Raw genomic sequence first — 23,416 nt, 5'->3', positions numbered from 1 at the left:
GGGCCATGACATCAGAGACCGTCCACCTCCGGCAGGCAGACCGGCTCGAGATCACCATCCTCGTCGACAATCACGCCGACGCCCTGGTGACCCCGAGCGGCGGGCCGGACAGCCGCCGGTTCTCGTCGATGACGAAACCCCTCCTCGCCGAGCACGGCCTCTCCTGCCTGATCACGGTGCAGGCCGGAAACGAGACCCACCGGATCCTGATGGATGGCGGCTTCTCGGCCACCTGCCTGCTGCAGAACGCGGAGAGCCTGGGGATCGACTGGAGGGAGATCGGGGAGGTGGCGCTCAGCCACGGCCACTTCGACCACTTCGGCGGGCTGTACGCGGCCCTGCAGCGGATCGGACCCCGGACCCCCCTGTCGCTCCACCCGGACGCGTTCCTGCAGCGGCGGAAGAACGACCCGGTGAAGGGGCCGGACCCGATGCCCCGGCTGGACCGGGAGGCCCTCCGGGACCTCGGCGTCGATCTCCGGACGGCCGCCGGCCCCGCACCGCTGGCCGACGGCCTGGTCCTGATGACCGGCGAGATCCCCCGGACCACCCCCTTCGAGCAGGGGGCCCCGCGGCTGGAGGCGAGGATCGACGGCGTGTGGCAGCCTGACCCGTTCCGGGACGACCAGGGGCTGATCGTCGACCTGAAGGGACGGGGGCTGGTGGTGATCAGCGGCTGCGCCCACGCCGGGATCATCAATACGGTCCGGTACGCCATGCACCTGGCCGGCACCGAACAGGTCCACGCCGTCCTCGGCGGCTGCCACCTGAGCGGCCCGGCCGGCGACCCGGTCATCGCACCGACCGTCCGGGCGATGGAGCAGATCGCCCCGGCCTGCCTGGTCCCCCTGCACTGCACCGGCTGGAACGCATCCAGGGCGTTCGCCGCAGCGATGCCGGACCGGTTCATCCTGAACACCGTCGGCACCACCTACGTCTTCCCATGACCAACGCACCCGCCGTTGACCGGCACCAGCGCTACCTCGGCGATAAGGGGGTCGTCGCCCTCGTCGCCCTGCTCAGTGCGTTCGTCCCCCTCTCCACCGACCTCTACCTGCCGGCCCTGCCGACGATGGGGGACTACTTCTCGGTCTCAGTCCACCTGACCAACCTGACCCTGATCCTCTTCTTCCTCTTCTTCAGCGCCGGCCTCCTCTTCTGGGGCCCGCTCAGCGACAAGTACGGCCGCCGGCCGGTGCTGCTCGTCGGGCTGACCATCTACATCCTGGCCAGCGGCGCCTGCGCCCTCTCGGAGAGTATCTACCTCCTGATCCTCTCCCGGATCCTGCAGGCGATCGGGGGGAGTGCGGCCTCGGCCGTCGCCACCGCGATGGTCAAGGACCTCTTCGACGGCAGGCAGCGGGAGTCGGTGCTGGCCGTGGTCCAGTCGATGGTGGTGATCGCCCCGGCCGTCGCCCCGGTGCTGGGTGCCTACATGCTCACCTTCACCTCATGGCGGGGGATCTTCTGGACCCTGGCCGGCATCGGCCTCTTCTCGATGGCCGGCGTGCTGGCGCTGGAGGAGACGCTCGCCCACCGGTACACCGGGAGCGTCGTCATGGTCCTCGGCCGGCTCGGGACCGTGCTGAAGAACCCGGGGTTCACCTCCCTGCTCCTCACCTTCTCCCTGGTCAGCACGGCCTCGCTCTCGTTCGTGGCCGCATCGTCGTACATCTACCAGGACGGGTTCGGGCTGAGCGGGCAGGGGTTCAGTTACTTCTTCGCCCTGAACGCCTTCGGCCTGATCGCCGGCCCCCTCCTCTACATCAGGCTCTCCAGGAGTTTCAACCGTAACGGGATCGTCACCGCCTGTTTCGCCGGGATGGCCCTCAGCGGCGGGCTGGTCTGCTGGCTCGGGAACCTGGGCCCCTGGGCGTTCGCCCTCTCCCTGCTGCCGGCCTCGATCCTCGGGAGCGGGGTCCGGCCGGCCGGGGCCCACCTGATGCTGGAGCAGCAAAAAGGGGACACCGGCTCGGCCTCGGCGCTGATCGGCTGCTCCGGGCTGCTGCTCGGGAGCGTCGGGATGATCCTCATCTCGCAGGACTGGCCCGACCCCGTCCTGGCCCTCGGCCTGGTCAACCTGATCATCGGACTGCTCTGCGGATGCCTCTGGCTGCTGATCGGAAGGCTGAAGATCGCCCGGGACGTCCCCGATTCAATGCGGTGAACGGTCCGGGATGCAGAGGAAGAAGGAACATTATTGAGATTTCACAGAGAATGATCTTTCCATGAAGATGAGAATTTACGTCGCCGGCCCGCTCTTTTCGGATGCAGAGCTGCACTATAACGAACAGGTTAACGAGTACCTGGAGAGAAGGGGATATGCAACGTTTCTCCCGCAACGAGACGGGAAAAAACTGGTTGAGTTGTTACAGGCAGGGGAATCGAAAGAAGATGCCATGAAAACGATCTTCAGCCTTGATGTTGAAGAGATACGACGATCGGATATCCTCCTGATCATTCTGGATGGAAGGGTGCCTGACGAGGGGGCATGTGTTGAACTGGGAATTGCCTATGCTCTGAATAAAACCTGCATCGGCCTGAAGACAGGTCCCAGACATTTGATGGACAACCTGGATAACCCACTCATCACCGGGGCGATTCAGGGAAAGGTTGCCAGGACTATTGCAGAACTCGAACAATTCATCTGAACCGGCCTTCAATCCGTCCGGACTGGCGCGCCCCTGACCGCCGGTTCGTCGACATAGTACTCTGATAGGCCGGGCAGAAGATCTTCAGCGCCGCGAGATCGTTGCTGGTGTGAGGACGGCGGTCCAGCAGCCCGGCACCGGCCGGAAGGAACCCGGTCTGCGAACGAAAAAAAGGGTGTGGGAGATTCTTCAGGTACTGGACCTGACAGAAAGTCCCCAGGGATATTTCGTCATGTCAGCGGATTGGTTGCCGGACATACACCAGCCGGTGAAATGGTCCTGACTCTTCGCCATGGTCAGCTCGAACGGCCCGTTCTTCGCTCCCTCGGACCAGGTGCCCGTGAGGGTGTACCCTCCGTTGGACACCGTTCCGGAGACGTTCCCCAATGTCGCATTCTCCTCCTCCAGGTACGTTCCTGAGACCGAACCGTTGGTCTGCGCCAGGGTCATCGTCATGTTCCAGTCCACATCGTTCCACACCCCGGTCCAGGAGACGGCCGGGGCCGGTGTCGACGAAACGATCGCCGGCGCCGGGGATCTGACGCCATTCCAGGGACCGGTCTGGTTGTCGATGGTCCACCCGCCGGTGAAATGGTCCTGACTCTTCGCCATGGTCAGCTCGAGCGACCCGCTGGCGTTCTCCTCGGACCAGGTGCCCGTGAGATTATACCCTCCGTTGGACACCGTTCCGGAGACGTTCCCCGATGTCGCATTCTCCTCCTCCAGGTACGTTCCTGAAACTGAACCATTGATCTGAATCAGTGTCATCGTCATGTTCCACGCTGTGTCGTTCCACACCCCGGTCCAGGAGACGGTCGGTGACGGTGACGGTGTCGACGAAACGGCCGCCGGTGTCGGGGAGGTCCCGGTTGACTGGCTGCATCCAGCCGTGAATACAAGACAGAGCACAAAAATGCCGAGTACCAGTATCATGAGGTCCTGTGAGATACCTTTCATAGTAGTTGTTGTATCGGGACGATTATATATCGCTATTTAAATGATTTTTCCACCAGGACCGACAGGTTTCCCTGCAGACCCGGAAACGAGCAGGTTCTCCGGTAGCGTCGTGCGATTCTGCACCCCATGAAGATTCAGGGAAAGGTTGCCAGAACTATTATCAGAACTCGAAAGATTCATCTGAACCGGCCTTCAATCCATCCGGATCAGTCCGCCCCTGATCGGGGCAGGGACTGCATGAGGGCAAAGAAGAATTCCGGCTTCCGGGTGGTGTAGAGGTTATACCATGCTTCGAGTGTCGCCGGGTTCATCACATCCAGTCTCTGAAAAACCTGGTACGCGAACGCCACCGGTGCCAGCCCGCTCGCGGTGATCAGATTGTCATCCGTGACCGCCGGTTCGTCGACATAGTGCTCTTCCCCCTGATAGGCCGGGCAGAACATTTTGAGCACTGCGAGATCGTTGCTGGTGTGTGGGCGGTGGTCCAGCAGCCCGGCACAGGCGAGTCCGAGCGTGGCCCCGCAGATGGCCGCGACGGTCATCCCCTCGCCCAGTAACCGTTCCACGGTGGCGAAGGCCGGCTGCTGTGCCGGCTCCAGCCAGGTATCCGCCCCCGGCAGGACGAGGAGGTCGCCGGCAGACGGTCGGATATCGTCGATCAGCAGGTCGGGGGAGAGGTGCACTCCGCCCATGGTGGTGATGGCATCCATCGAGCTGCCGCATAATCTGACGTCGTACCTGAGCGAGGGATCCTTCAGGTACCGGCCGGACCGGAGCTCGGCGAGCAGATACCCCGTTTCCCAGTCTGCCAGCGTGTCCAGGACATAGAGATAGAGTGTGCGCATGATGAATCGGATAATGTATTATTTTTTGGAGTTCATCTGTCTGGCGGTCAGGTTCGCCTCGTTCTCCTCTATCCTGGCCCTGACGATCTTCTTGACGAGCGTGGCCGGCAGGGGACGGTCGGCCGAGAAGTGGATGGTCGTCCCGGAGGTCTCATAGGGTTTGAGTTCGGCGGCGAAGGTCTTCAGGATCGAGGGGTTGATCACATAGAGACTGAAATGGTTCCTGAACGCGGCAAAGGAGACCAGGGGACCGTGATATTTGAAGGTCGGGACCTGGTAACTGATCACCTCTTCGGCCTCCGGTGCGGCGGCCCTGATGGCCTTGCGAAGCTTCTCGAGGGCGACCCGCGCCTCCTGGGGGAGCGCTGCAAGGTAGGCGTCGACATCACGGGCCGATACGGTCTTCGTCGCTTCTTTCATGGTACTCTCCGTCCTGATCACTGAAGATGGGGCGAATGCCATTTATACCCTCGCAGGACCGGGTAAAAAAGGTAGTGAGGTGGTTCCCCGCCTCAGGATCTGCCGGCGGGGGGATCCCGGATCAATCCCTACATCTCGTTGAAGAGCATGACGATATCATCGAAATCTATCAGGCCGTTCTTATCGAAGTCGAAGGCACCGACCGGCTCGTTGGAGGCGATCCAGTCCATCTGGGTGAAGTAGATCACCACGTCATTGAAGTCCTGGACCCCGTTCCCATTGACATCCTTGTAGAGCCCGTCACCGGTGAGATCCCGGGGAGCGTTCTCTGCCGTGGGCACCGACGGCATCAGGGCGACGGCGACCTGGCCTGTTCGCGTACTGCTGTACCCGGCCGCAGTGAACGCCTGCAATGCTACCGAATAGGTACCCGCAGTCGTATAGGTGTGCGATGGGTTCTGGAGTGTTGATCCTGCGGGCTGGAACCGCCAGGTATCGTTCTGGCCTCCACCCCCCATCACCACAATGCTGCCATCCGTCATCGCCACACAGCCCAAACGGGCCCGTGGCGACCACGCTGCATCCGGTAATTGCGTCCAGGTTGCACCGTCATCGGTCGACCGCCACAGGTCATTCCAACCGACGGGCCCATCACCGCCCATCAGCACAATGCTCCCGTCCGGCATCGCGACGCATCCATGCCATCTCCTCTCCTCCCAGCTGGCACTCGGGGTCATCTCAGTCCAGGTGAGACCCCCATCGGTCGACCGCCACACATCATTCTTCCAGGTGCCATCTAATCTGACGCCGGTCGTGAGTACGATGCTGCTGTCCCGCGTCACGACGACGGCGAAACAGGATCTCGGCGACCACGCGGCATCGGGTAACTGCATCCAGGTTACACCGTAATCGGTCGACCGCCACACATCGTTCTGATTGCTGTTCCCGTCATACCCGCCCATGAGTATGATGCTTCCGTCCGGCATCGCGACAGAACTCTGTTCGATTCGTCCCGACCACCCGGAACTCGAGTTCTGCTCTGTCCACGTTTTGCCGTTATCAGTCGACCGCCAGGTGTCGTTCAGATAGGTACGGTTGCCGTAACCGCCCATCAGCACGATACTCCCGTCCGGCATCGCGACACAACTCTGTTCGGCTCGTCCCGACCATCCGGAACTCGGGTTCTGCTCTGTCCACGTTTTGCCGTTATCAGTCGACCGCCAGGTGTCGTTCAGATAGGTACGGTTGCCGTAACCGCCCATCAGCACGATGCTTCCGTCCGGCATCGCCACACTTCGGATATAGCCTCGTTTGGACCATCCGGAACTCATATTCTGTTCTGTCCATGGTTGCGTATACGTCTCATCGCCGAAGAACCAGGCCCAGCCGGTCGGGCTGCCGGCCGAGGTGTCGGTGAAGTTCACAGAGAGCGGTACGGTGCCGAGAGCCGGCGTGCTGGTGAACGCGGCGACCGGGGCGGCAGCAGCTGCGCCGGCAGTGCCGAAGATCAGCAGAGCTGCAAGAACCAGGTACGTGGTCGTCGCAGGGAAGAATTTCGGATGATCGTGCATAGGGATAGATGAAGTTCCTGTACCTCTATACGTTCCGGTCTTTCTGCCGGGTATCAGGAAAAATAATAGTTTTTAGAAGAGAAGGACCAAATGAGTACTATGAGAAGAACGTCACTCTCATTTCTGGTTGTGCTCGGTATCGGCGTGTTTCTCGTCATCGCCGGCTGCGTACAGAACCAGCCCGGGATCGCCACGTCCATGCCGGCAGGGAACGACACCCTCCAGAACGGGACCTATACCTCCAATGAAACGCTCGTCGCCTTTGTGGACAGTGCGGTCGCCTATGCAAAAGCCAACGGCAAAGAGAAAGCTCTGGCCGCGTTCAACGACCCGAACGGCTCGTTCATCAGGGGCGAACTCTACATCTATGCCTACGACTTCAACGCCACGACCCTCGCCCACCCGATCAACCCGGAGAAGGTCGGCGTCAACCGCTGGAATGAGGTCGAGGGAGACGTCGGGCCCGTCCTCCAGAACATGAGCGCCCTGGCCAGGAACGGCAGCTTCTACTACCCGCTCACGTATGTCAACCCCGCCCACAACCGGACGGTCGAATCCAAACTGGCGTACGGGGAGAAGGTGGACGATGACTGGTGGCTCGGTTCCGGAATCTACACGGGTCCGGTCGACACGGGTACGAACACCAGCCGGTGAGGACCGGGCCGGTCGATCCCTTTTTCGACAGGTTCTGGAAACACCGGCTCGCTATCTTTCAGGTTTTTATAAAAGAGAAGGGGAGAGATCCCGGGACTGACATCAGTTCCGGACCGGTGAAGCACGGGCGATGAGATACCGTTCCTCCTCCATCACTGCCTGTGCCTCGTACGCCCTGACCGTTTCGTTGTAGGCTGCGAACTTCGGGTTGTATACCAGGCCGGTCACCCCTTCCCTGAGCCCGACGACCTGCTCCCCGCCGGCGAACGACCCGTTGAGCCGTTCCGCGATGCCGGTAGCGACGACCCGGTCCACCCGTTTCACCGCCGACGCGAGCACGGCGTCGGGGCCGAGCACGGACTGGTCCGAATCGGTGCCGATGATGTACTTCCCGGTCGCATTGTTTGCTACCGCAATCGCCCCGGTATTGGAGAAGCCGGCGCAGGTGTAGATCACGTCCGTTCCGTTGCGGTACATCCCTTCAGCGATCCGGCCGGCCCCTGCTGGGTCGCTGAACCCGTCGATGGAGTACTGCTGCACATAGGTGTGATCGACCGGGATCGATCCGTTGACGGCATGGACGCCGGCCGTGTACCCCTGCAGGAAGGTATCGAGCAGGTCGGACTGCATCCCAAGGATGATCCCGACCCGCCCGGTCCGGGTCGCCGATGCCGCAAGGACGCCGGCCAGGTAACTGTCGCCGTAGGAGGTGATCTCGCAGGTCCTGAGCGTAGCGGACCCGGCCCCCGTCTGGTCGATGGCGAGGAACCGGATATCCGGGTGTGCCGCTGCGAGCTGCCGGGTGTAGTTCGTGTACTGGAAACCCAGGGTTATGACGAGACCGGGTCTCTCCTCTCCGCTGGTGTTGTTGAGCAGCCCGGGAAGGGTGTCACTCTCACGCGGGGTGAACTCCTTTGCGGTGAAGGAGAACTCCTTCTCCGCCGCCATCAGCCCCTGGTAGGCACTGTCGGTATACGAGAGGTCGCCCTTCTCTGATGGGTACACGATATACACGGCCGGAACCGCCGGTTCGTGCGGCATCAGACCGACTGCCGCGATCGCCGCAAGCACGATGACGGCTGCACCGATGACTCCGAGATAGAGGTATTTTCTGTCCATGATAATTCTCCCGTCAAGTTACCGGATCGTCATCCCCTCAGGTTGGCCGAACTCGGCTCCAGGTACCGGCCGGCGCCGAGCAGCCAGGTCCCGTCGACATCGGTCACGTAACTGATCTTCAGCTGGGTGGTGTTGGTCGCCGGGTTCACCCCGTAGTACTCGACCATCCCGGTCCCGTTACGGGCGCTGTCGAGCATGGTCTGCATGTAGTATGTGCCATCCAGGTCGGTTTCGTTGATCCGGTTCACGCCGACCTGGTCGGGGCGGGACGGCCATGCAAGGGCGGTTCCGTTGTAATCGTCGGCGAAGATGTAGAGGCCGTCCCTGACGAACGAGCCGTTCGGGTCGTTGAACGCGGCCAGGGCTTTCTCTTTGCCGTAGGTCTTCGCATAGGTCTTCGCATCCGTCACGAGCTGCCGGAGGTCCCGGTCGATCAGCAGGTCCTCGCGGGTATAGATGCCGGCCCCGATCCAGTAGGTGTCGTCGACCGGGCGGACGTAACTGAGCTTGTACCTGACGGTGTAGTTCTCGGCCGGGTTCGGGTACCGGTACAGGAGATAGCCGCCGCCGGTCTGTGCCAGCGTGATCTCGGTCTTGGTGTAATAGTTGCCGGACGCGTCCTTGAGGGAGAGGAAGTTGGTGCCGACGAGGTCCGGCTGGTGCGGCAGGGCGAGGGCGTTGCCTGCATAGTCGAGGGCGTAGATGTAGACGTCGCCGGCTGCAAACGGACCGGTGGCGTTGCTGAACGCGGCGAGGGCGGCCTCCCTGCCATGCTGCCGGGCGTAGACGGCGGCGTTATCCACAAAGTCTTTGATCTCCCGGGAGGTCGAGGGGGCATTGGGTGCCGATGCAACGACCGGTTCGGCCGGCCCATAGTAGACGCCCGAGCCCAGCCACCAGTCGTCGCCGGCCCTGGTCACGTACCCGAGTTTCTTCTCGACCGCGTTGTTGTGGAGCGGGTTGACATAATAGAACCAGACATACCCGGAGCCGTTCCGTGCTACATCCATGACACCCCGGAAGAAGGGATGGCCGTACACGTCAGGCTCGTCGACCCGGCTCACGCCGATCTTCTCAGGACTGTACGGGTGGGCGAGCGTCGTCCCGTTGAAGTCATAGGCATAGATGTAGAGGTCGCCCCTGACGAACGAACCGTTTTTGTTCGAAAATTCGGCGAGCGCCGCCTCCTTGCCATGGGTCTCTGCGTAGGCCTTCGCTTCGTCGACAAAAGCGACCATCGTTTCATTGGTCGATGCATTGGTGGTGACGGTCTTCTCTGGGGTAACCGGAACTGGTGTGGAGGATGTCTGGGTACATCCGGCAGCGATGAGCAGCAGTGCGAGAACGACAAAGAGGGAAATGAAGGCAAATCCCGGTTTCATGTATACAGATGGTTCATGATTGCTTTTAAACGGGGATGATTTATTCCGGGAGAAGTGCAGGGAACAATCTCCTTTCTGCCGGATCGTCATCGAACAGCGTTCAGCGGCACGCCGGCTCTCGGCATAGTCCCCCTGACGGAAACGACACCGACGGACCGGCGTCGTTTTCCGGCGTAACGAAAAAAAAGTTACCAGATGACCGGCCTCTGGCTGACGTTCCGGTACAGCAGATCGCCGGGCTGGATCTCCGGGAATGCCTCGTAGAACTCGGGAATATCGAACAGGGCGCCGTTCACCCGGTATTTACCGGTGGTGTGAGGATCGATATACACCCTGTTGCGGAGCGTATCCTCCCGGAAATTCCCCCTCCAGATGCGTGAAGCCCCGATAAAGAACCGCCGGTCTGCGGTGTGATTGGATACTTCCCGGCCTGATGACAGGTTCTCTGTCTTCTTCCATGCATGATAGGCAAGGGTCAGGCCCCCGAAATCGGCGATATTCTCTCCGAGGGTGAGGTTCCCGTTGTTATAGAGGCCGGGAAGGATCTCAAACCCATTGTACTGGGTCACGAGCAGGGCCGTCCGGTTGTTGAAGCTCCCGACATCCTCCTCTGTCCACCAGTCCTTCAGGTTCCCGTCCCTGTCGTACTGCCGTCCCGTCTGGTCGAAACCGTGCGTCATCTCGTGCCCGATCACCCAGCCGAGAGAACCATAATTGAGCGTTCGGTCTGCATCCGGATCAAAGAACGGTGGCTGGAGGATCGCTGCAGGAAATACCATCTCGTTCCTGGTCGGATCGTAAAAGGCGTTCACCGTCTGCGGGGTTATTTCCCAGACGTCCGGATCGATCGGCCGGCCGATCCTGTCCAGCCCGTCTGCTCCATGCAGGAAGTTGTAGGTTGAGACGGAACGGATATTACCGATATACGAGCCGGACAGGTTCAGCCCGGAATAATCCATCCACTGGTCTGGATACGCGATCTTCTCCCCCATGCCGGCAAGCTTCTCACGGGCAGCACCTTTCGTGGAGGTGCTCATCCAGGTGAGGTTCGCGATCCGCTCGTCGAAGGTCTGCCGGATGGAGAGGAAGATCGCTGATACCATCTCGCGGGTCCGGGGATCGACATATGCAGCAACATATGCCCTGCCGACGAGATCGCCCAGTCGATCGCTCTCCGTCGATACGACACGTTTCCACCGGGGTTGGTTCTCCTCCACACCGTTGAGGGTGGTACTGTAGAAGGCGAAATGCTCCTCTTCGAAGGGGGAACTGAGATAGGGGGATGCCTCATCGATCAGGCGGTACCGCAGGTAGACCTTCCAGTCTTCCAGAGGGGCTGTCCCGAGCAGGGTGTCCAGTTCTTTCACATACCGGGGCTGGTGGACATCCACCCGGGTCATCGGCCCGGACCCCGGGATGGTGCAGAGCGTCTCCCACCCGATCGCAGGGTACGCTTCTTCCAGTGCGGCAGGAGTATCCAGGTTGGTGGTATTCTGAGGGTCCTGGTTCTCCTCTGAACTGAACTGGGCGGCGGCAAGGGTCTTTTCCATCGAATAGACGGTCTTTGCGTCGGCTGCAGCCTGGCCGGCCGGCTCTCCCGTCAGCAGGAGAACCCGGGTGATGTGGCTTTTGTAGGCATCCTGGATCTCCAGGCTCTTGTTGTCGGTCCTCAGGTAATAGTCCCGGTCAGGCAGCCCGAGCCCGCCCTGTTCGAGGGCCGGGATCATCTCGCTCGTGTTCCGGGGATTGATCTCGGCATAATAGGAGTACACCGGGCCGAACCCCTGCTGCAGGAGAATGAGGGTGGCATCGGTCAGATTGGTACGGGAATCGATGGCGTCGATCATCGTGAGATCGTCAGAGAGCGGAAGGATTCCTTCCCGGTCGATCGTCCCGTTATCCATTCCCGACCGGTAGAACTGACCGATGAGGGTGATATTCCGGTCTGCACTCCCTGGCGAGGTGTTTGACGCGTTGAGAAGGAGGGCATGAAGATCCTTGTCTACCTTATCCCGCAGTTCGGAGAATGTGGTGATTCTCTCCTTATCGGCCGGAACAGGGTGCTCTGCATTCCATGCATCATTCACATAGCCGTAAAAATCGTCACCCGGCCGGACGGACTGGTTCAGTGTCGACCCGTTGTCCGGTGCCTGCGTAACGGTACCCGGAACCTTCGTCCCGTTTACGGCAGGACCGGAACATCCGGCAGATACAAGACATAAGACCACGATGAGGATCAGTACCACAGCTTTCACAATGAGTAGGTGTCTTGTCTTACACGGGAAAACTGTTTGGCCGACCATGGAATCGGCATGGAACAGTAGAAGCCCGGGCCATCGAACGATTCATCGTGCCGAAGTTCTGGCTGCGGCCCGATCTCTACGCTGACGATACAGGACTTCACGGAAGACCGGATCGTATCCCCGGCATATTCAAAAGATCTTCGTCACCTTGCAGGATCTCCAATGGAGTGAGACAGACCGTTCCTTCCCAAAGACCACCGTTATCTGTCGACACGGTGTAGGATCTGAACAGTTCCTTTCGTTTTTTGTGAAATTCTCCGGATATCTCACAGAACAAATATGATGGGTTTAAATTTGGAAAATTAGAGTACTATACCAATGTCGAAGAGAACTCTGATGATGGGTCTCGGCATGGTATTACTCTTCAGTCTGCTCTGTGCTGGATGTGTGAATACCCCTGCTGCACCCAATACCACCTCTCCTCCGGGTATCGTCAATGTGACCGCTGCAGTCAATCACACCGATGTGACAGTAGCCCCGAACCTGTCGGTACAACCGAACCTCACGCCGGCTCTCGGCAATCTCACCGCCGGTACCCCGCTGAACACGACTGCAGTGAACACGCCACTGAATACAACCGTCAACAAAACGGTCAACGCGACAGCCACGGTACAAGCCAGTGCAACACCTACCGAATATATCGAACAGGACTCAGGCTCTGTACGGTATGGAGCGGTTGCCTCGATCCCTGCTGGAACCATCTCGAATAACTCACTATCAGCCAGTTATCCAATTGATTCCAATGTTTTTACGACACTCCAGAGAATTGTGCTTCCGGTCTCCGTGCCTTCAACGTCGCCGACGCTTCTTCCGACTAACATTTCAAATTATTCACGGTACGGTTATGGCGTCTGGCAGTTCGGCGAGGGGCTCGGATACGATAAACGACTGGACCTCATGTCACCTGCGTACAACACTACCTCGGTCACCAGTACTGCAACACTGCTGAATTTCTTCACCATGACCGACATCCACATCACCGATGAAGAAACGCCGGCTCAGGGGATCTTCTTTGGCTACAAAGGGCACGTATCTTCAGCCTATTCACCGGTCATGCTCCTGACAACCCAGGTTCTCGATGCAGCCATCCAGACGATAAACGCCCTCAACGAGAAGAAGCGTTTTGATTTCGGTATCGCATTGGGCGATGCCATCAACAACGATCAGTATAACGAATTGAGATGGTTCATCGATGTCTTTGACGGCAAGAATATAATCCCCGATTCCGGTGCCAGGGATGATCCGGTCCCCGGACCAGCGAATGATTACCAGGACGAATACAGGGCGGCAGGACTGAATACGACGATCCCGTGGTACCAGGCTCTCGGCAATCACGATCACTTCTGGATGGGGATATACCCTCCTGACGGGTACATCAACCAGTCCCGTACCGGCGAGCAGGTTCTCAAGATGGGCAATATCTTCCTCCCCAACTTCATCACCAGGCGCGATTACTACATGGGTGTGATCGACGGTGCGACGCCCAACGGTGACGTCATCGATGCAGGACTCGTCAACAGCACAAACGTTACGAACGTTTCGGCCGATCCGAATCGCCGTTCTCTTTCACGGTCCGAGTGGATGGGCGAATTTTTCAATACCACGTCCAGTCCGAAGGGGCATGGATTCAATCAGACCGAGATAGCGACAGGATTCGCCTGCTATACCTTCGAACCGAAGTCTGACGTACCGATCAAGGTCATTGTGCTCGATGATACCCAGAGTTCCAGCGATTTCGATGATGGGAACTATGGGCGTGGTTCCCTGGACGATGAACGGTACACCTGGCTTGTGCATGAACTTGACAAAGGGCAGGCTGAAGGGAAACTGATGATCATCGCTGCGCATATCCCGATTGGGGTGAAGACGGGAGGTGCTCTCGGTCCCTATATGGATTGGAACCCCAACGCTTCGGTAACAGAGGATAATCTGATCGCCAAGCTGCACACCTATCCGAACCTGATCCTGTGGGTTGCAGGACATCGTCATTCCAATACGGTCACCGCACTAAAATCACCGGACCCCAGCCATCCCGAACTCGGCTTCTGGCAGGTGGAGACCGCATCATTACGGGACTTCCCTCAGCAGTTCCGGACGTTCGAGATTACCCGTAACAGCGACAACACGGTTTCAATCTTTGCAACCGACGTCGACACGGCAGTCAGAGACGGATCGCTTGCTGCGAAATCACGTTCGTATGCTGTTGGAGCCCAGGAGATATTCAACAATACGCCAGATTACCTGCCTTCCGGCTCGTACAATGCAGAGCTGGTCAAACAACTGAGTGCTGATATGCAGCAGAAAATTCAAAACTGCGGAACACCGCTTGGAAGGTAAAGATTCACCTTCATTTTTTTGGTTTTTTTTGGCTCTGTTGAAATGCTCCAACTATGACGACAATCACGACCGATTGAACTGCGTTCAGGACTTATGGAAGATCAGTTTGATCTTAATCTCCTTGACTAGGTACCAATCTTTTCGTGCCTTCAGGTTCTCTCGGATTTTTCTCTTGGATACCTATTTCAATTTCTCTGATGTCTGTTAATAATGGATATTGGTTTCCTCGAAGAATATGAAATCCAAGAAAAAGAGAGAATATCCAAATCCAATAGCATCCTCGAAAGATGCGATCCGCTACAAAAACCAATATCATATGTCCAAGCGTTTCCTAATCATTCAATTTGGGGACAAATTCCCTTTGCTGGGACGTCAATATTTATTATAAAACCGATGTCCGAAACCATGTTTTTGGATGTTTATGATTTAAAAAGACAGGATATTCCTGAACTGATAAAATTCGCTCAGGAAACCAAAAAAATTCAATTTGTTCTCGAGGCCATGCCGACCAAATATCAATCATTCGACTACCTTCAACCGATTCTTGAAGAATTCCATCCCCCTGTGAGGGGGATTAAATCAGAGTTCAACGGCCCTGCAGAAGAAATGTATAAACAAATCGAAAAGGAAATAAAGCCTCTATTACGGTTTTCACCAGAATGGAATACGCTAAAATTTGTGCAAGGTGGGGAGTTTTTAATCCACACCTTCATTTCTGAATTCGCATTAATGCGGTATTTCGGTTTCGATGAGATCGCTGACATCGTACTTGAAAATATCTTAATAAAACCATATTTTGCATTGGATTATTTAGGGGTAGCTAGTACCATATTTCTTGAACCATTAACTGAACCCTTTAACGCAGTTTGCCCCTTGGATATGGAAATGCTTCGCAAAGCCATTAATTATGGTTTTCTTAATTCAAGGTCCATATCAGAAATACAGCATCAAGAAATTGGTAGTTTTTTACTGAGGTCTTCCCAAAACTATTATCTCCAATTATCCCCTAGGGTCTCCGTATGGCCTTCATCGAAATTGATGATGATCTCTGGAATCTTATTCGCCCTTTACTCCCCCCACAAAAGCCTCCAACGGGTCGTCCACGTTCTGATGAGCGTGGATTGATCAATGGCATTCTTTACGTACTTTCCACCGGTTGCTCCTGGACTGACGTTCCCCGACAGTATGGCACCAAATCTACGACACACCGGTTTCACCTGTTACTCAGCACTCAGGGGAGATATGACCAGATCTTTGCCCTTATCCGAAACCAAGGCTATGATCTCTCACAGCTCGATCTCTCCTGTTGTTCGATCGATACTACCACGATCCCGGGAAAAAAGGGGGATTGCTAGGCTTTGACGGACTGCATCGAATTCAAGGCAGCAAAATGAGTGTTCTCGTCGAACGGCACGGTAGACCGCTCGCCTGCATCATTGTTCCAGCGAACGTACATGATGCGATGACATATCATCCGACGTTGATGGTGTTCAGAATTCAAAGGCCGATTGGAAGGTCGATCACACGACCAAAGGAGATTCTCGCAGATGCAGCGTATGATACCCTCGCGATCAGAACAACCAATCGCAGAAGGGGAATTAAGACGATGATCCCAGTCAATCGGAGAAATCGTAGGCGACCCAAAAGGGGACGATCATATCGATTCGATCCCATGATCTACCGCTCTCGGGGAGCAGTTGAACGGTTCTTTAGCTGGGTCAAGGCATTCAGAAAAATCTCACCCAGATATGAGCGGCTCGAAGAATCATTTCGTGGGCTGGTCATCATCGCCTGCATACTGATACTATGGAGACTTTTGGGATGAGCTCACTAAAAAAGACAACAAATTATCCCGAAAGTCTAAGTGCATGTCAAGCGGTAATTGCACAATATAAAACGGAAGATCTTTATAATATATGGAATGCGTTGAACATAGCAGTTAGAGAGCAAAATGTTGATAATATTATTAAAAATGGGGGTGAGTTAGGGGATATATTGGACAATGTTTGGCAGGATGCCCAATTAATAAAAACTAATGCTGATTCTTATTATTCTGCAATTTCCATTACCTGTGGCATGATCGGAACTTATATTGCTGGATCAGCAGGGTTAGTAGGTGCTATCGGCTTCGCTGCTCTCGATTATTCAAAATCTCATTTCCTTCAAAGATTCTCAGAATTAATTGCAAAGGGGATCGCTTCACCCTATCTGTCTACGATCTATGATTTTCAAAAAAAATATCCTAAAACACAATAAGTAGATTCACGGGCTTGTTGAAATCCTCAGTTTAAACCTCTATACATTTTCCTTTACATCATCAAATAAGGTACTAGTGAAAAGGGTTTCAACAGAGCCCTTTTTTTGAGAATGTAAAAAAGAGATCGGGGTACCCTGTCAACGAAGGGTTAACTCCGACCATCCTTAACAAAAATGAGGAGACAAGGGGACAGTTCATTTTTCATCCATCAGATCGTTCCCGTACCTCTGCCCGCTCTGCTGGGCATGGTGTTTTGTATCTCATCAGGCATCGCTGTCGACGAAGGTGCCGGCGTGTCGATCGCCGGACTCCGGGTCTGGCATAAGGACCGTGAAAATGGTTTGGGAGCCAGCTCTGTTCTCCTCAGAGCAGCCGGGTGTCCTTTCCCTTCCCGGTCGTCATCATCTTCAGGACGAGGACACGGAAGAGGGCGTCGCTCTCATTGATCCAGCGGTGTGGGATCCCCGCAGGACTCTCCACCGCCACGTCCTTGCCGACGGCCTGCTGTTCCTCGCCGATCTCGACGACCCCGGTCCCTTCGAGCACATAGAAGAGCACGTCGACCGGGGTGATGTGCTTCTTGAGCGACTCCCCCGGCTGGAGGGAGATGACCACGGCCGAGAGGGCCGGCGATTCAAAGATCCTGCGCACATCGACCTGGTGCGGATTCTGGCTCGGTTGAACCATGGATACGTCAGTACATTTCATTTCCATCTCTCCTGACAGATTCTTGTAATGAATAGTCTTCTTCGATTTCAATAGATCGGTCGTTCATTCCCCGGCATGCACCTCGTGGGCATGCTCGAGCATCCGGGTGAAGAGCCGGCTCTGCACGGCGGTGATGAACGGCAGGGTGATGATCACCGCCATCCGGCTCCCGTTCTGGTTGTAGATGAGCATGGACTGCTGGTCATCGGCGATGAAGATGCACTCGAGGTTGAAGACGGCCCCCTCCCGGCTGATGGGGACCGCCAGGACCTCGTCCACGACCTTCGCACCGAAGGAGGGGCCGGCCGGTCCGGGTTCATAGAAGGTGATCCCCACTGGGGGGGCGACGACGCCGGCATACCCCCTGGGGAAGAGGACCTTCACGGATCGGTCCGCCGCGACCGCCTGGACCGGTCCCAGAAACTTCTTCAGCGTCTCTTCCTCGAAACAGAGGACGATCAGGTCCCTGGCGACCCCCTCGATCAGCACCTCCAGGTTCCGCTGGATGGTCCAGTCGCTGTGGACGTACCATATCGGGGCGGCCTTCTGCTCTGCATCCACCGACAGGGCCTCCAGCGCCTTCACACTCTCCTCTGCCGCGGTATCGAGATCCCGCTTCAGATAGGAGACCACGACCTCCGGGTCGACGGCACGGTACATCGACGGGCTCCCCTGCCGTATCTCGATGAACCCCTTCTCAGCCAGAGTGGTGAGCACGTCATACACCCGCGGCCGGGGAACACGGCTCACTTCGTGAATTCTGCGAACATTCGCTTCACCCAGCCCGACGAGGGCCACGTAGATCTTCGCCTCGTACTCGCGGAGCCCCAGGTGGAGAAGGTTCTGAATGGTTTGATCCATCTGTTACTACTGTAGTAACACCAGAATTAAATATCTTTCTGCTGATCAATACTCTATGACACAGATACCAGCAGAGCGTTCAGAGATGGCAGTCGTCCGGAAGTTCTTCGAGGTCGGGCCATCGCAGGGAAATCTCACAGCAGTCGATGCACTCCTGGACCCGGCATTTTCACTGCATGTCCCCCTGCCAGCACCTGGCCCAGGAGTCGAGGCGATGAAGACCATCATCACCACCTGCCGGGCCGCATTTCATGACCTGCAGGTGACCATCGAAGACCTGATGCAGGATGGAGACCGGGTGACAGCCCGGTTCACGGCGCGTGGCGTCCACAACGGGGAATTCATGGGACTGCCTCCGACCGGAAGACCGATCGTGATGACCGGAATCGAGATCTTCCGCGTGCAGAACGGGAAGATCGTTGAACTCTGGGGGGAGACGAACCTGATGGGGCTTATGTACCAACTCGGGATTCTTCCGGCCCCGGCCTGATCGGACGAGCAGAGAAGCGGTGAATCGGAATATGGTCATTGAATCCATTCCAAAATTTGTCGGGCTCGCCTACGGGCTCGTGATGGTGGTGGCGATCGCCGGCCTCTGGTACTCCGGGCGATGGCGACAGACGGCCGGCCGGCTCCTGCTCGTCATCTCGACGGCGCTCGGTTTCCTCATCTTCTCCCCAATGGTGCCGATCCAGTTCCAGTCTCTCGTGCTGCGTGATGCACAGAAGCTCGGTGCCCCGCTGGCCGTCGGCCTGGCCGGCCTCTTCGTGGTCTGGCTGATGGCCCTCGTCTTCGGGCGGTTCTTCTGCGGGTACCTCTGCCCGGTCGGCGCCATCCAGGAGATCGCCTACCTCTCCCCGGTCCCGAAGGTCCCCGGCCGAAAGCGGGGTTTTGCGGTGGTGCGAGCCGGCGTCTTTCTCCTGTTCCTGCTCCTGGCATCCCTCTCCATCTCGCTCCTAGCCTGGTTTGGGATCGGCGATCTCTTCTCCCTGACCCTGACCACCGGAACGGCGATCTTCGGCGGGGTGCTGCTCGTCTCCACGACCCTCTACCGTCCGTTCTGCCGGCTGGTCTGCCCGTACGGAACGCTGCTCTCCCTCGCCGGGAGGAAGAGCCTCTTTTCTTTAGGCCGGACCGAGGCCTGTATCGGATGCAACCGGTGCGTCAGGGTCTGCCCGACCGACGAAGCAGGACAGGACGATCGAAAGGCGGAGTGCTATCTCTGCGGCCGGTGCACCGGGGTCTGCCCGGTCGCTGGGGCACTTCGCTACCGGAGACGGCGACGGTTTTGAACGTATGCAGGGGATAATGGAAAAATCCCGGGAATTCTGGGGAATTTTCACCAATTTTTGAATGCAGCGTTCAGAACCTTATTATAGGGTGAGGGACCTGAGGTTGATCGTATACAGACCCTCTCTGAAGAGGGTTCCCTGTAACCATACTCAGGATAGTTCTTATCCCTGGGAAGAGGTGGACAGACCATGAAGATGAATACAATACAGGCACTCGTTCTCCTCTGTGCCCTCTGCTGGATCCCGCTGACGGCGGGAGCAGCGAGCACCACAGAGACCCTGATCAGCCCCGGCGTCGACTGGTACCAGAGTAACCCGGCGATCTCAGGCGACCATGTCGTCTGGCAGGACTTCCGGAACGGCCTCTGGCTGAACAACCCGGACATCTACCAGTACAATCTCAATCAGAAGCAGGAATCCCCGGTCAGCAGAGACCCAGCCTTCCTGGAGTACCCGGCGGTCGACGGTGACCGGGTCGTCTGGGAGGACCAGCGCAGAAGCCAGTTCGGGAACATCCGTCTCTACGACCAGAAGACCGGAGTGGAGACGATCGTCTCCGCCAGCGAATTCGACCAGACCAACCCGGCCATCGCCGGGGATATCGTCGTCTGGCAGGACAGCCGGAACGGAGGTGCTGACATCTACGGCTTCGACCTCGCACCTGATGGCGGCCCCTTCTCGGTCTGCACCGCAGACGGCGACCAGCAGTACCCGGCGATATCAGGGAATATCGTCGTCTGGCAGGACGACCGGAACGGGAACTGGGATATCTACGGTTTTGACATCAGGACAAAGACCGTCTTCCCGATCTGCACCGCCGGCGGCGACCAGCAGTACCCGGCGATATCAGGGAACACCATCGTCTGGCAGGACAACCGGAACGGGAACTGGGATATCTATGGCATCGATCTCGCCACCAGGACCGGATTCCAGGTGACCGGCGAGCAGGCCGACCAGGTTCTGCCGGCGGTCGACGGCACCCGGATCGTCTGGGAGGACCACCGGGACACCCTCCCCGGCATCTACCTGTATGACCGGGCCGCCGGGACCGCGTCACGGATCAGCTCCGCGACCACCGCACAGTACGACCCGGCCATCTCCGGGAACTACGTCGTCTCAGAACTGGAGAGGAGCGGGGGGGCCAGGGTCGTCAACCTGATCGCCCTGCAGAGCACCGCCAGTGCCGTCGTCGGTACCCCGGTGACCATGGTGACCCCGACAACCTCGACGCCGACCGTGGTCCAGCCGGCCTTTGTTCAACCGGTCTACGTTCAGCCGACATTCATTCAACCGGCCATTGTTCAGCCTACCTTTGTTCAGCCGGTCTATGTTCAACCGGTCTATGTTCAGCCGATCTTCATTCAACCGGCCTCGCCCCAGGTGACCCCGACGCCGGCCCCGACGGTCGCGGCGGCGGTGTCTCCGTTCACCTTCGGGCAGGGGAAACAGTATGTCCTCGGGACCACCGGGGGATCGATCTTCTCGCGTCAGACATCGATCGTACCCGGCGCCACGATTTCGTCCTCGTGGAACTCAGGAAGCACCGGTTTCACCGGCACTCCCTCCTTCACCCGGTGGTACCCGACCTGGGGACGCTGATCCCCGGGTCTGCCCACCATCTTTTTTCTCTGCAACGAAAAAAAGGGGAGATGATCTCAGAGCAGCTTCTGGCCGGCAGCAGGGCCGGGCATGCACTCGAAGACATCGGTGATAGTCATCACGATCAGTGAACGGGCCGGCAGCCCCGGCTTCTTCTCATTGACCATCATCTTCATATCCTCAAAGGCCTTGCCGCTGGTGACGATCTCCGCCGTCCCCTTAATCTGGAAGCAGCCCTTGATCTCGGGCCCCCAGACATAGACGGCGAGCTTCGGGTTCTCCTTGAGGTTGGCCAGCGTCTTGTTCATGAAGTTGTCGACGATCCAGATCGTGTCGTCGCTGACCAGCTGGCAGAATCCGATCGGCACCACGTTCGGGGTTCCGTCCCGTGCAGCCGTCGCAACCGGGGAGATCTTCATCTTCGACAACGCGTCCTTCATCTCAGGTGTCAGGTTTACCATACTTCAATTCCTCATCAGATCATGGGACTCAGTTATTATATACTCATGTGTCAGAAAACTATACAACCCGGGTCGGCGCTCCAGTCCGCTGACCCGAATATGCCGATCGCACCACCACCAGAGGAGGGAACGAGACCGTGAACAGATCACCCAGCACCGAACTGCAGGACCTGAAAGAGGAACTCTCCACATTCCGGAGCGAGTTTCACCGTTTTGCCGAGCGGTCCAACCAGCAGCACCTCGATTCGGTCATCAGGGACCTGCAGAGCCGGTATGCCGACCTCTTCATCGACCGTCAGATCGATGATGCGCGCCGCGACCTGTGCGAGCAGATGGTCCCCGATTGTCCGATGCACGACCAGTGCTTCGCCCATTTCATCCAGTTCCTCACTAATACGGCAGAGCATATCAGGACCGGGGAGATCACGCCGGCGATGGTGGCCGCCTACGAGGAGAAGATCGCAGAACTGCAACGCCGGGGAAGGTTCGAGGGCTGCACCGCCTGCATCGGGGATATGGCGACACTCTTTGAGAAGCAGCTCGACCTGATGCGCTCGCTCGGGGTCTACCGGCAGGAGAAGGCGAAGGAGGCGTCGGTCGGCGATATCCCGGAGGAGACGATCGTCAGGGAGATCTTCGAACCACTGGGAAACGTGCAGCGGTTCCAGATGCTCAAATCGCTCGGCACCGGCACCCGGTCCTTCTCAGACCTCTCCCGGCTCACCGGCCTTCGGGCCGGCAACCTCCTCTTCCACATCAAAAAACTGACCGAGAGCGGGATGGTCCTCCAGCGGCGCGAACGCGGGGACTACATCATCACCGACCGGGGGTACCGGACCCTGCTGGGGATTGCAGCCCTGTACGAGTCGCTCCGGTGACGGGCCCGACCGTTCGCCGGTTCACCAGACCGAATCGAGGAGGATGGAGCCGGCATAGACGATCATCGTCAGGTGGAAGAGGGGAAGGGCCCGGAGGGCGCCCTCCGGAGTCCTGTTCCTCTGGATGACGGCGTTCGCCACGGCGAGGAGAAGGAGCCCGGCGACCAGGCCGGCCCTGCCGATGGTGCCGAGCCTGGTCATGAAGAGGAGGGCCGTGACCGCATTGAGGAGGGTGAACCCGAGGATCCATCGGGATGTCCCCTGCTCCCCGTAGAGGGTGGTCACCGTCTGCAACCCCCGGCTCCGGTCGTTTCTGAGGTCGACGAGGTCGTTTGCGCCGAGATGCGCCAGGGCGAACGGGTAGAAGAAGAGGAAGTAGAGGAGTGCGTTCAGGTCCGGGAACCCTGCGGCGAGGTAGCCGGCCGCCGGAAAGAGGGCGAAGTCGGTCCTGCCGATGACCTGGGCGATGGGGTAGGTCTCATGCCGCTTCTTCACCTGGTAGAAGGCTTCGACTGCGTAACTGTAGAGCATGATTCCGAGCACAAAGAGCGAATGCGGGGAGGGGAGGGTCAGGACCAGCAGGGCGGTGATGATGGCGAGGAGCAGGAAGAGGGCCAGCGCATGCTGCGGGGGGATCAGCCCCTCGGCGATCGGGCGCGTCCCGAAGACCCGCCAGTACTTCGTCAGTTTATCGGTTTCAACATCCCGCCGGTCGTAGTTCCGGTCGATGTAATCGTTCAGAACCAGGCCGGCTTCGAACCCGAAGAACCCGATCAGGGCGGCCTTCAGCAGGGAGGACCATGAGAAGGCATCGCCGGCCGCCAGCAGGTATCCTGAACAGAAGAGGAGGGGCCAGGCGAAGAAGAACTGGATGCGCGTCAGGTCGATATACGCCCGAACGGTCGGATGCATGATCGTTCTGGTGGATGTACGATCTGATAGATGTTGCCCATGCCGGGTACCCGCAATCCGCCCGGTGCTCCACCGGCCTTCAATCGCAGGGAAGAGGTGCCCAAAAAAGGGAGAACGGTCAGGATTCAGAACCAACCGGTCATAGAGAGCTGATCGGTCCTGTCGACGCCGAAGGTGAGGGACGCCGCAGGGCCAGGGAGTGTACTGTC

24 protein-coding genes and 1 pseudogene are annotated in these 23,416 nt (G+C 58.1%); 13 read left to right on the top strand and 12 right to left on the bottom strand.

The features are described 5' to 3' along the window. The first annotated feature begins 5 nt into the window (after positions 1–5). The 3 genes from ACFKSJ_RS02180 to ACFKSJ_RS02170 all read left to right on the top strand — a co-directional run bounded on the left by ACFKSJ_RS02180 (position 6) and on the right by ACFKSJ_RS02170 (position 2,651). Positions 6–947 (top strand): MBL fold metallo-hydrolase, encoded by a 942-nt coding sequence (locus ACFKSJ_RS02180; protein WP_440950635.1) that lies wholly within the window; start codon positions 6–8, stop codon positions 945–947. Further along, entirely contained in the window at positions 944–2,167 is a 1,224-nt protein-coding gene (locus ACFKSJ_RS02175; RefSeq protein WP_440950634.1) for a multidrug effflux MFS transporter, read from the top strand. The genes ACFKSJ_RS02180 and ACFKSJ_RS02175 overlap by 4 nt, the downstream gene beginning before the upstream one ends. Positions 2,168–2,228: 61 nt before the next feature. Further along, a complete protein-coding gene (locus ACFKSJ_RS02170) occupies positions 2,229–2,651 on the top strand; it encodes a nucleoside 2-deoxyribosyltransferase (RefSeq protein WP_440950633.1) in 423 nt (140 codons plus the stop codon). A gap of 189 nt (positions 2,652–2,840) precedes the next feature. On the opposite strand, the gene ACFKSJ_RS02165 is transcribed toward ACFKSJ_RS02170, so the two are convergent. The 4 genes from ACFKSJ_RS02165 to ACFKSJ_RS02150 form a co-directional block, all read right to left on the bottom strand. Then, on the bottom strand, positions 2,841–3,608 hold the full coding sequence (locus ACFKSJ_RS02165) for a hypothetical protein (protein WP_440950632.1): 768 nt from the start codon (positions 3,606–3,608) through the stop codon (positions 2,841–2,843). Positions 3,609–3,814: 206 nt separating this feature from the next. Next, the gene (locus ACFKSJ_RS02160) at positions 3,815–4,453 is read right to left on the bottom strand and encodes a type 1 glutamine amidotransferase family protein (protein WP_440950631.1); all 639 of its coding nucleotides are present in this window, start codon (positions 4,451–4,453) and stop codon (positions 3,815–3,817) included. Positions 4,454–4,471: 18 nt separating this feature from the next. Beyond that, positions 4,472–4,873 carry an iron chaperone gene (locus tag ACFKSJ_RS02155; protein WP_440950630.1) on the bottom strand — a complete coding sequence of 134 codons (402 nt, stop codon included), beginning with the start codon at positions 4,871–4,873 and terminating at the stop codon, positions 4,472–4,474. 128 nt (positions 4,874–5,001) lie between these two features. Beyond that, positions 5,002–6,444, bottom strand: coding sequence for a Kelch repeat-containing protein (locus tag ACFKSJ_RS02150; RefSeq protein ID WP_440950629.1), 1,443 nt, complete (start codon positions 6,442–6,444; stop codon positions 5,002–5,004). Positions 6,445–6,543: 99 nt separating this feature from the next. Between ACFKSJ_RS02150 and ACFKSJ_RS02145 the strand changes: the two genes are divergently transcribed. Then, complete coding sequence (locus ACFKSJ_RS02145; RefSeq protein ID WP_440950628.1) at positions 6,544–7,098, top strand: cache domain-containing protein; 555 nt, start codon at positions 6,544–6,546, stop codon at positions 7,096–7,098. Positions 7,099–7,200: 102 nt separating this feature from the next. On the opposite strand, the gene ACFKSJ_RS02140 is transcribed toward ACFKSJ_RS02145, so the two are convergent. From ACFKSJ_RS02140 to ACFKSJ_RS02130, 3 genes are all read right to left on the bottom strand, one after another. Beyond that, positions 7,201–8,217, bottom strand: a complete 1,017-nt coding sequence (locus ACFKSJ_RS02140) for a BMP family ABC transporter substrate-binding protein (RefSeq protein WP_440950627.1) — start codon at positions 8,215–8,217, stop codon at positions 7,201–7,203. A gap of 29 nt (positions 8,218–8,246) precedes the next feature. Then, positions 8,247–9,599 carry a cache domain-containing protein gene (locus ACFKSJ_RS02135; protein WP_440950626.1) on the bottom strand — a complete coding sequence of 451 codons (1,353 nt, stop codon included), beginning with the start codon at positions 9,597–9,599 and terminating at the stop codon, positions 8,247–8,249. 188 nt (positions 9,600–9,787) lie between these two features. Next, complete coding sequence (locus ACFKSJ_RS02130) at positions 9,788–11,854, bottom strand: M13 family metallopeptidase (RefSeq protein WP_440950625.1); 2,067 nt, start codon at positions 11,852–11,854, stop codon at positions 9,788–9,790. Between the two features lie 366 nt (positions 11,855–12,220). On the opposite strand from ACFKSJ_RS02130, the gene ACFKSJ_RS02125 reads away from it, so the two are divergent. Then, a complete protein-coding gene (locus ACFKSJ_RS02125) occupies positions 12,221–14,239 on the top strand; it encodes a TIGR03768 family metallophosphoesterase (RefSeq protein ID WP_440950624.1) in 2,019 nt (672 codons plus the stop codon). 10 nt (positions 14,240–14,249) lie between these two features. Here the strand turns inward: ACFKSJ_RS02125 and ACFKSJ_RS02120 are convergent. Then, a pseudogene (locus ACFKSJ_RS02120) lies at positions 14,250–14,419 on the bottom strand (IS5/IS1182 family transposase); the annotation flags it as partial. A gap of 30 nt (positions 14,420–14,449) precedes the next feature. Here ACFKSJ_RS02120 and ACFKSJ_RS02115 point away from each other — a divergent pair. Genes ACFKSJ_RS02115 through ACFKSJ_RS02100 form a run of 4 tightly spaced genes read left to right on the top strand, consistent with a single transcriptional unit; the run spans position 14,450 to position 16,495 of the window. Continuing rightward, positions 14,450–15,364: a hypothetical protein gene (locus ACFKSJ_RS02115; protein ID WP_440950623.1), complete on the top strand. Its 915-nt coding sequence runs from the start codon at positions 14,450–14,452 to the stop codon at positions 15,362–15,364. Beyond that, entirely contained in the window at positions 15,259–15,594 is a 336-nt protein-coding gene (locus tag ACFKSJ_RS02110) for a transposase (RefSeq protein WP_440950252.1), read from the top strand. The genes ACFKSJ_RS02115 and ACFKSJ_RS02110 overlap by 106 nt, the downstream gene beginning before the upstream one ends. Positions 15,595–15,629: 35 nt before the next feature. Continuing rightward, positions 15,630–16,064: a transposase gene (locus tag ACFKSJ_RS02105; protein WP_440950251.1), complete on the top strand. Its 435-nt coding sequence runs from the start codon at positions 15,630–15,632 to the stop codon at positions 16,062–16,064. Next, the gene (locus tag ACFKSJ_RS02100; protein WP_440951438.1) at positions 16,046–16,495 is read left to right on the top strand and encodes a hypothetical protein; all 450 of its coding nucleotides are present in this window, start codon (positions 16,046–16,048) and stop codon (positions 16,493–16,495) included. The genes ACFKSJ_RS02105 and ACFKSJ_RS02100 overlap by 19 nt, the downstream gene beginning before the upstream one ends. Before the next feature lie 364 nt (positions 16,496–16,859). Here ACFKSJ_RS02100 and ACFKSJ_RS02095 read toward each other — a convergent pair whose 3' ends face one another. Together ACFKSJ_RS02095 and ACFKSJ_RS02090 are read right to left on the bottom strand one after the other, a co-directional pair. Continuing rightward, positions 16,860–17,204, bottom strand: coding sequence for a cupin domain-containing protein (locus ACFKSJ_RS02095; protein WP_440950622.1), 345 nt, complete (start codon positions 17,202–17,204; stop codon positions 16,860–16,862). Positions 17,205–17,267: 63 nt separating this feature from the next. After that, entirely contained in the window at positions 17,268–18,065 is a 798-nt protein-coding gene (locus ACFKSJ_RS02090; protein WP_440950621.1) for a TrmB family transcriptional regulator, read from the bottom strand. 55 nt (positions 18,066–18,120) lie between these two features. On the opposite strand from ACFKSJ_RS02090, the gene ACFKSJ_RS02085 reads away from it, so the two are divergent. From ACFKSJ_RS02085 to ACFKSJ_RS02075, 3 genes are all read left to right on the top strand, one after another. Further along, complete coding sequence (locus ACFKSJ_RS02085; protein WP_440950620.1) at positions 18,121–18,555, top strand: ester cyclase; 435 nt, start codon at positions 18,121–18,123, stop codon at positions 18,553–18,555. 31 nt (positions 18,556–18,586) lie between these two features. Further along, complete coding sequence (locus ACFKSJ_RS02080; RefSeq protein WP_440950619.1) at positions 18,587–19,357, top strand: 4Fe-4S binding protein; 771 nt, start codon at positions 18,587–18,589, stop codon at positions 19,355–19,357. 189 nt (positions 19,358–19,546) lie between these two features. Continuing rightward, positions 19,547–20,956: a TolB family protein gene (locus tag ACFKSJ_RS02075; protein WP_440950618.1), complete on the top strand. Its 1,410-nt coding sequence runs from the start codon at positions 19,547–19,549 to the stop codon at positions 20,954–20,956. Between the two features lie 56 nt (positions 20,957–21,012). On the opposite strand, the gene ACFKSJ_RS02070 is transcribed toward ACFKSJ_RS02075, so the two are convergent. Beyond that, entirely contained in the window at positions 21,013–21,417 is a 405-nt protein-coding gene (locus ACFKSJ_RS02070) for a pyridoxamine 5'-phosphate oxidase family protein (protein WP_440950617.1), read from the bottom strand. Between the two features lie 137 nt (positions 21,418–21,554). Here ACFKSJ_RS02070 and ACFKSJ_RS02065 point away from each other — a divergent pair, with 137 nt between their 5' ends. Continuing rightward, positions 21,555–22,295 carry a winged helix-turn-helix domain-containing protein gene (locus ACFKSJ_RS02065; protein WP_440950616.1) on the top strand — a complete coding sequence of 247 codons (741 nt, stop codon included), beginning with the start codon at positions 21,555–21,557 and terminating at the stop codon, positions 22,293–22,295. Between the two features lie 21 nt (positions 22,296–22,316). Here ACFKSJ_RS02065 and ACFKSJ_RS02060 read toward each other — a convergent pair whose 3' ends face one another. Further along, positions 22,317–23,207, bottom strand: a complete 891-nt coding sequence (locus ACFKSJ_RS02060; protein WP_440950615.1) for a UbiA family prenyltransferase — start codon at positions 23,205–23,207, stop codon at positions 22,317–22,319. Between the last annotated feature and the right edge of the window lie 209 nt (positions 23,208–23,416).

The sequence above is a fragment of the Methanosphaerula subterraneus genome, from assembly GCF_052055875.1.
GTDB classification, from domain to species: Archaea; Halobacteriota; Methanomicrobia; order Methanomicrobiales; family Methanospirillaceae; genus Methanosphaerula; species Methanosphaerula subterraneus.
This window is presented reverse-complemented; position numbering and strand designations above follow the sequence as displayed.

Coding starts and splice junctions, on each gene's coding strand:
- ACFKSJ_RS02180 (WP_440950635.1), top strand. CDS start 6: ATGACATCAGAGACCGTCCACCTCCGGCAGGCAGACCGGCTCGAGATC.
- ACFKSJ_RS02175 (WP_440950634.1), top strand. CDS start 944: ATGACCAACGCACCCGCCGTTGACCGGCACCAGCGCTACCTCGGCGAT.
- ACFKSJ_RS02170 (WP_440950633.1), top strand. CDS start 2,229: ATGAAGATGAGAATTTACGTCGCCGGCCCGCTCTTTTCGGATGCAGAG.
- ACFKSJ_RS02165 (WP_440950632.1), bottom strand. CDS start 3,608: ATGAAAGGTATCTCACAGGACCTCATGATACTGGTACTCGGCATTTTT.
- ACFKSJ_RS02160 (WP_440950631.1), bottom strand. CDS start 4,453: ATGCGCACACTCTATCTCTATGTCCTGGACACGCTGGCAGACTGGGAA.
- ACFKSJ_RS02155 (WP_440950630.1), bottom strand. CDS start 4,873: ATGAAAGAAGCGACGAAGACCGTATCGGCCCGTGATGTCGACGCCTAC.
- ACFKSJ_RS02150 (WP_440950629.1), bottom strand. CDS start 6,444: ATGCACGATCATCCGAAATTCTTCCCTGCGACGACCACGTACCTGGTT.
- ACFKSJ_RS02145 (WP_440950628.1), top strand. CDS start 6,544: ATGAGAAGAACGTCACTCTCATTTCTGGTTGTGCTCGGTATCGGCGTG.
- ACFKSJ_RS02140 (WP_440950627.1), bottom strand. CDS start 8,217: ATGGACAGAAAATACCTCTATCTCGGAGTCATCGGTGCAGCCGTCATC.
- ACFKSJ_RS02135 (WP_440950626.1), bottom strand. CDS start 9,599: ATGAAACCGGGATTTGCCTTCATTTCCCTCTTTGTCGTTCTCGCACTG.
- ACFKSJ_RS02125 (WP_440950624.1), top strand. CDS start 12,221: ATGTCGAAGAGAACTCTGATGATGGGTCTCGGCATGGTATTACTCTTC.
- ACFKSJ_RS02115 (WP_440950623.1), top strand. CDS start 14,450: ATGGATATTGGTTTCCTCGAAGAATATGAAATCCAAGAAAAAGAGAGA.
- ACFKSJ_RS02110 (WP_440950252.1), top strand. CDS start 15,259: ATGGCCTTCATCGAAATTGATGATGATCTCTGGAATCTTATTCGCCCT.
- ACFKSJ_RS02105 (WP_440950251.1), top strand. CDS start 15,630: ATGAGTGTTCTCGTCGAACGGCACGGTAGACCGCTCGCCTGCATCATT.
- ACFKSJ_RS02100 (WP_440951438.1), top strand. CDS start 16,046: ATGGAGACTTTTGGGATGAGCTCACTAAAAAAGACAACAAATTATCCC.
- ACFKSJ_RS02095 (WP_440950622.1), bottom strand. CDS start 17,204: ATGAAATGTACTGACGTATCCATGGTTCAACCGAGCCAGAATCCGCAC.
- ACFKSJ_RS02090 (WP_440950621.1), bottom strand. CDS start 18,065: ATGGATCAAACCATTCAGAACCTTCTCCACCTGGGGCTCCGCGAGTAC.
- ACFKSJ_RS02085 (WP_440950620.1), top strand. CDS start 18,121: ATGACACAGATACCAGCAGAGCGTTCAGAGATGGCAGTCGTCCGGAAG.
- ACFKSJ_RS02080 (WP_440950619.1), top strand. CDS start 18,587: ATGGTCATTGAATCCATTCCAAAATTTGTCGGGCTCGCCTACGGGCTC.
- ACFKSJ_RS02075 (WP_440950618.1), top strand. CDS start 19,547: ATGAAGATGAATACAATACAGGCACTCGTTCTCCTCTGTGCCCTCTGC.
- ACFKSJ_RS02070 (WP_440950617.1), bottom strand. CDS start 21,417: ATGGTAAACCTGACACCTGAGATGAAGGACGCGTTGTCGAAGATGAAG.
- ACFKSJ_RS02060 (WP_440950615.1), bottom strand. CDS start 23,207: ATGCATCCGACCGTTCGGGCGTATATCGACCTGACGCGCATCCAGTTC.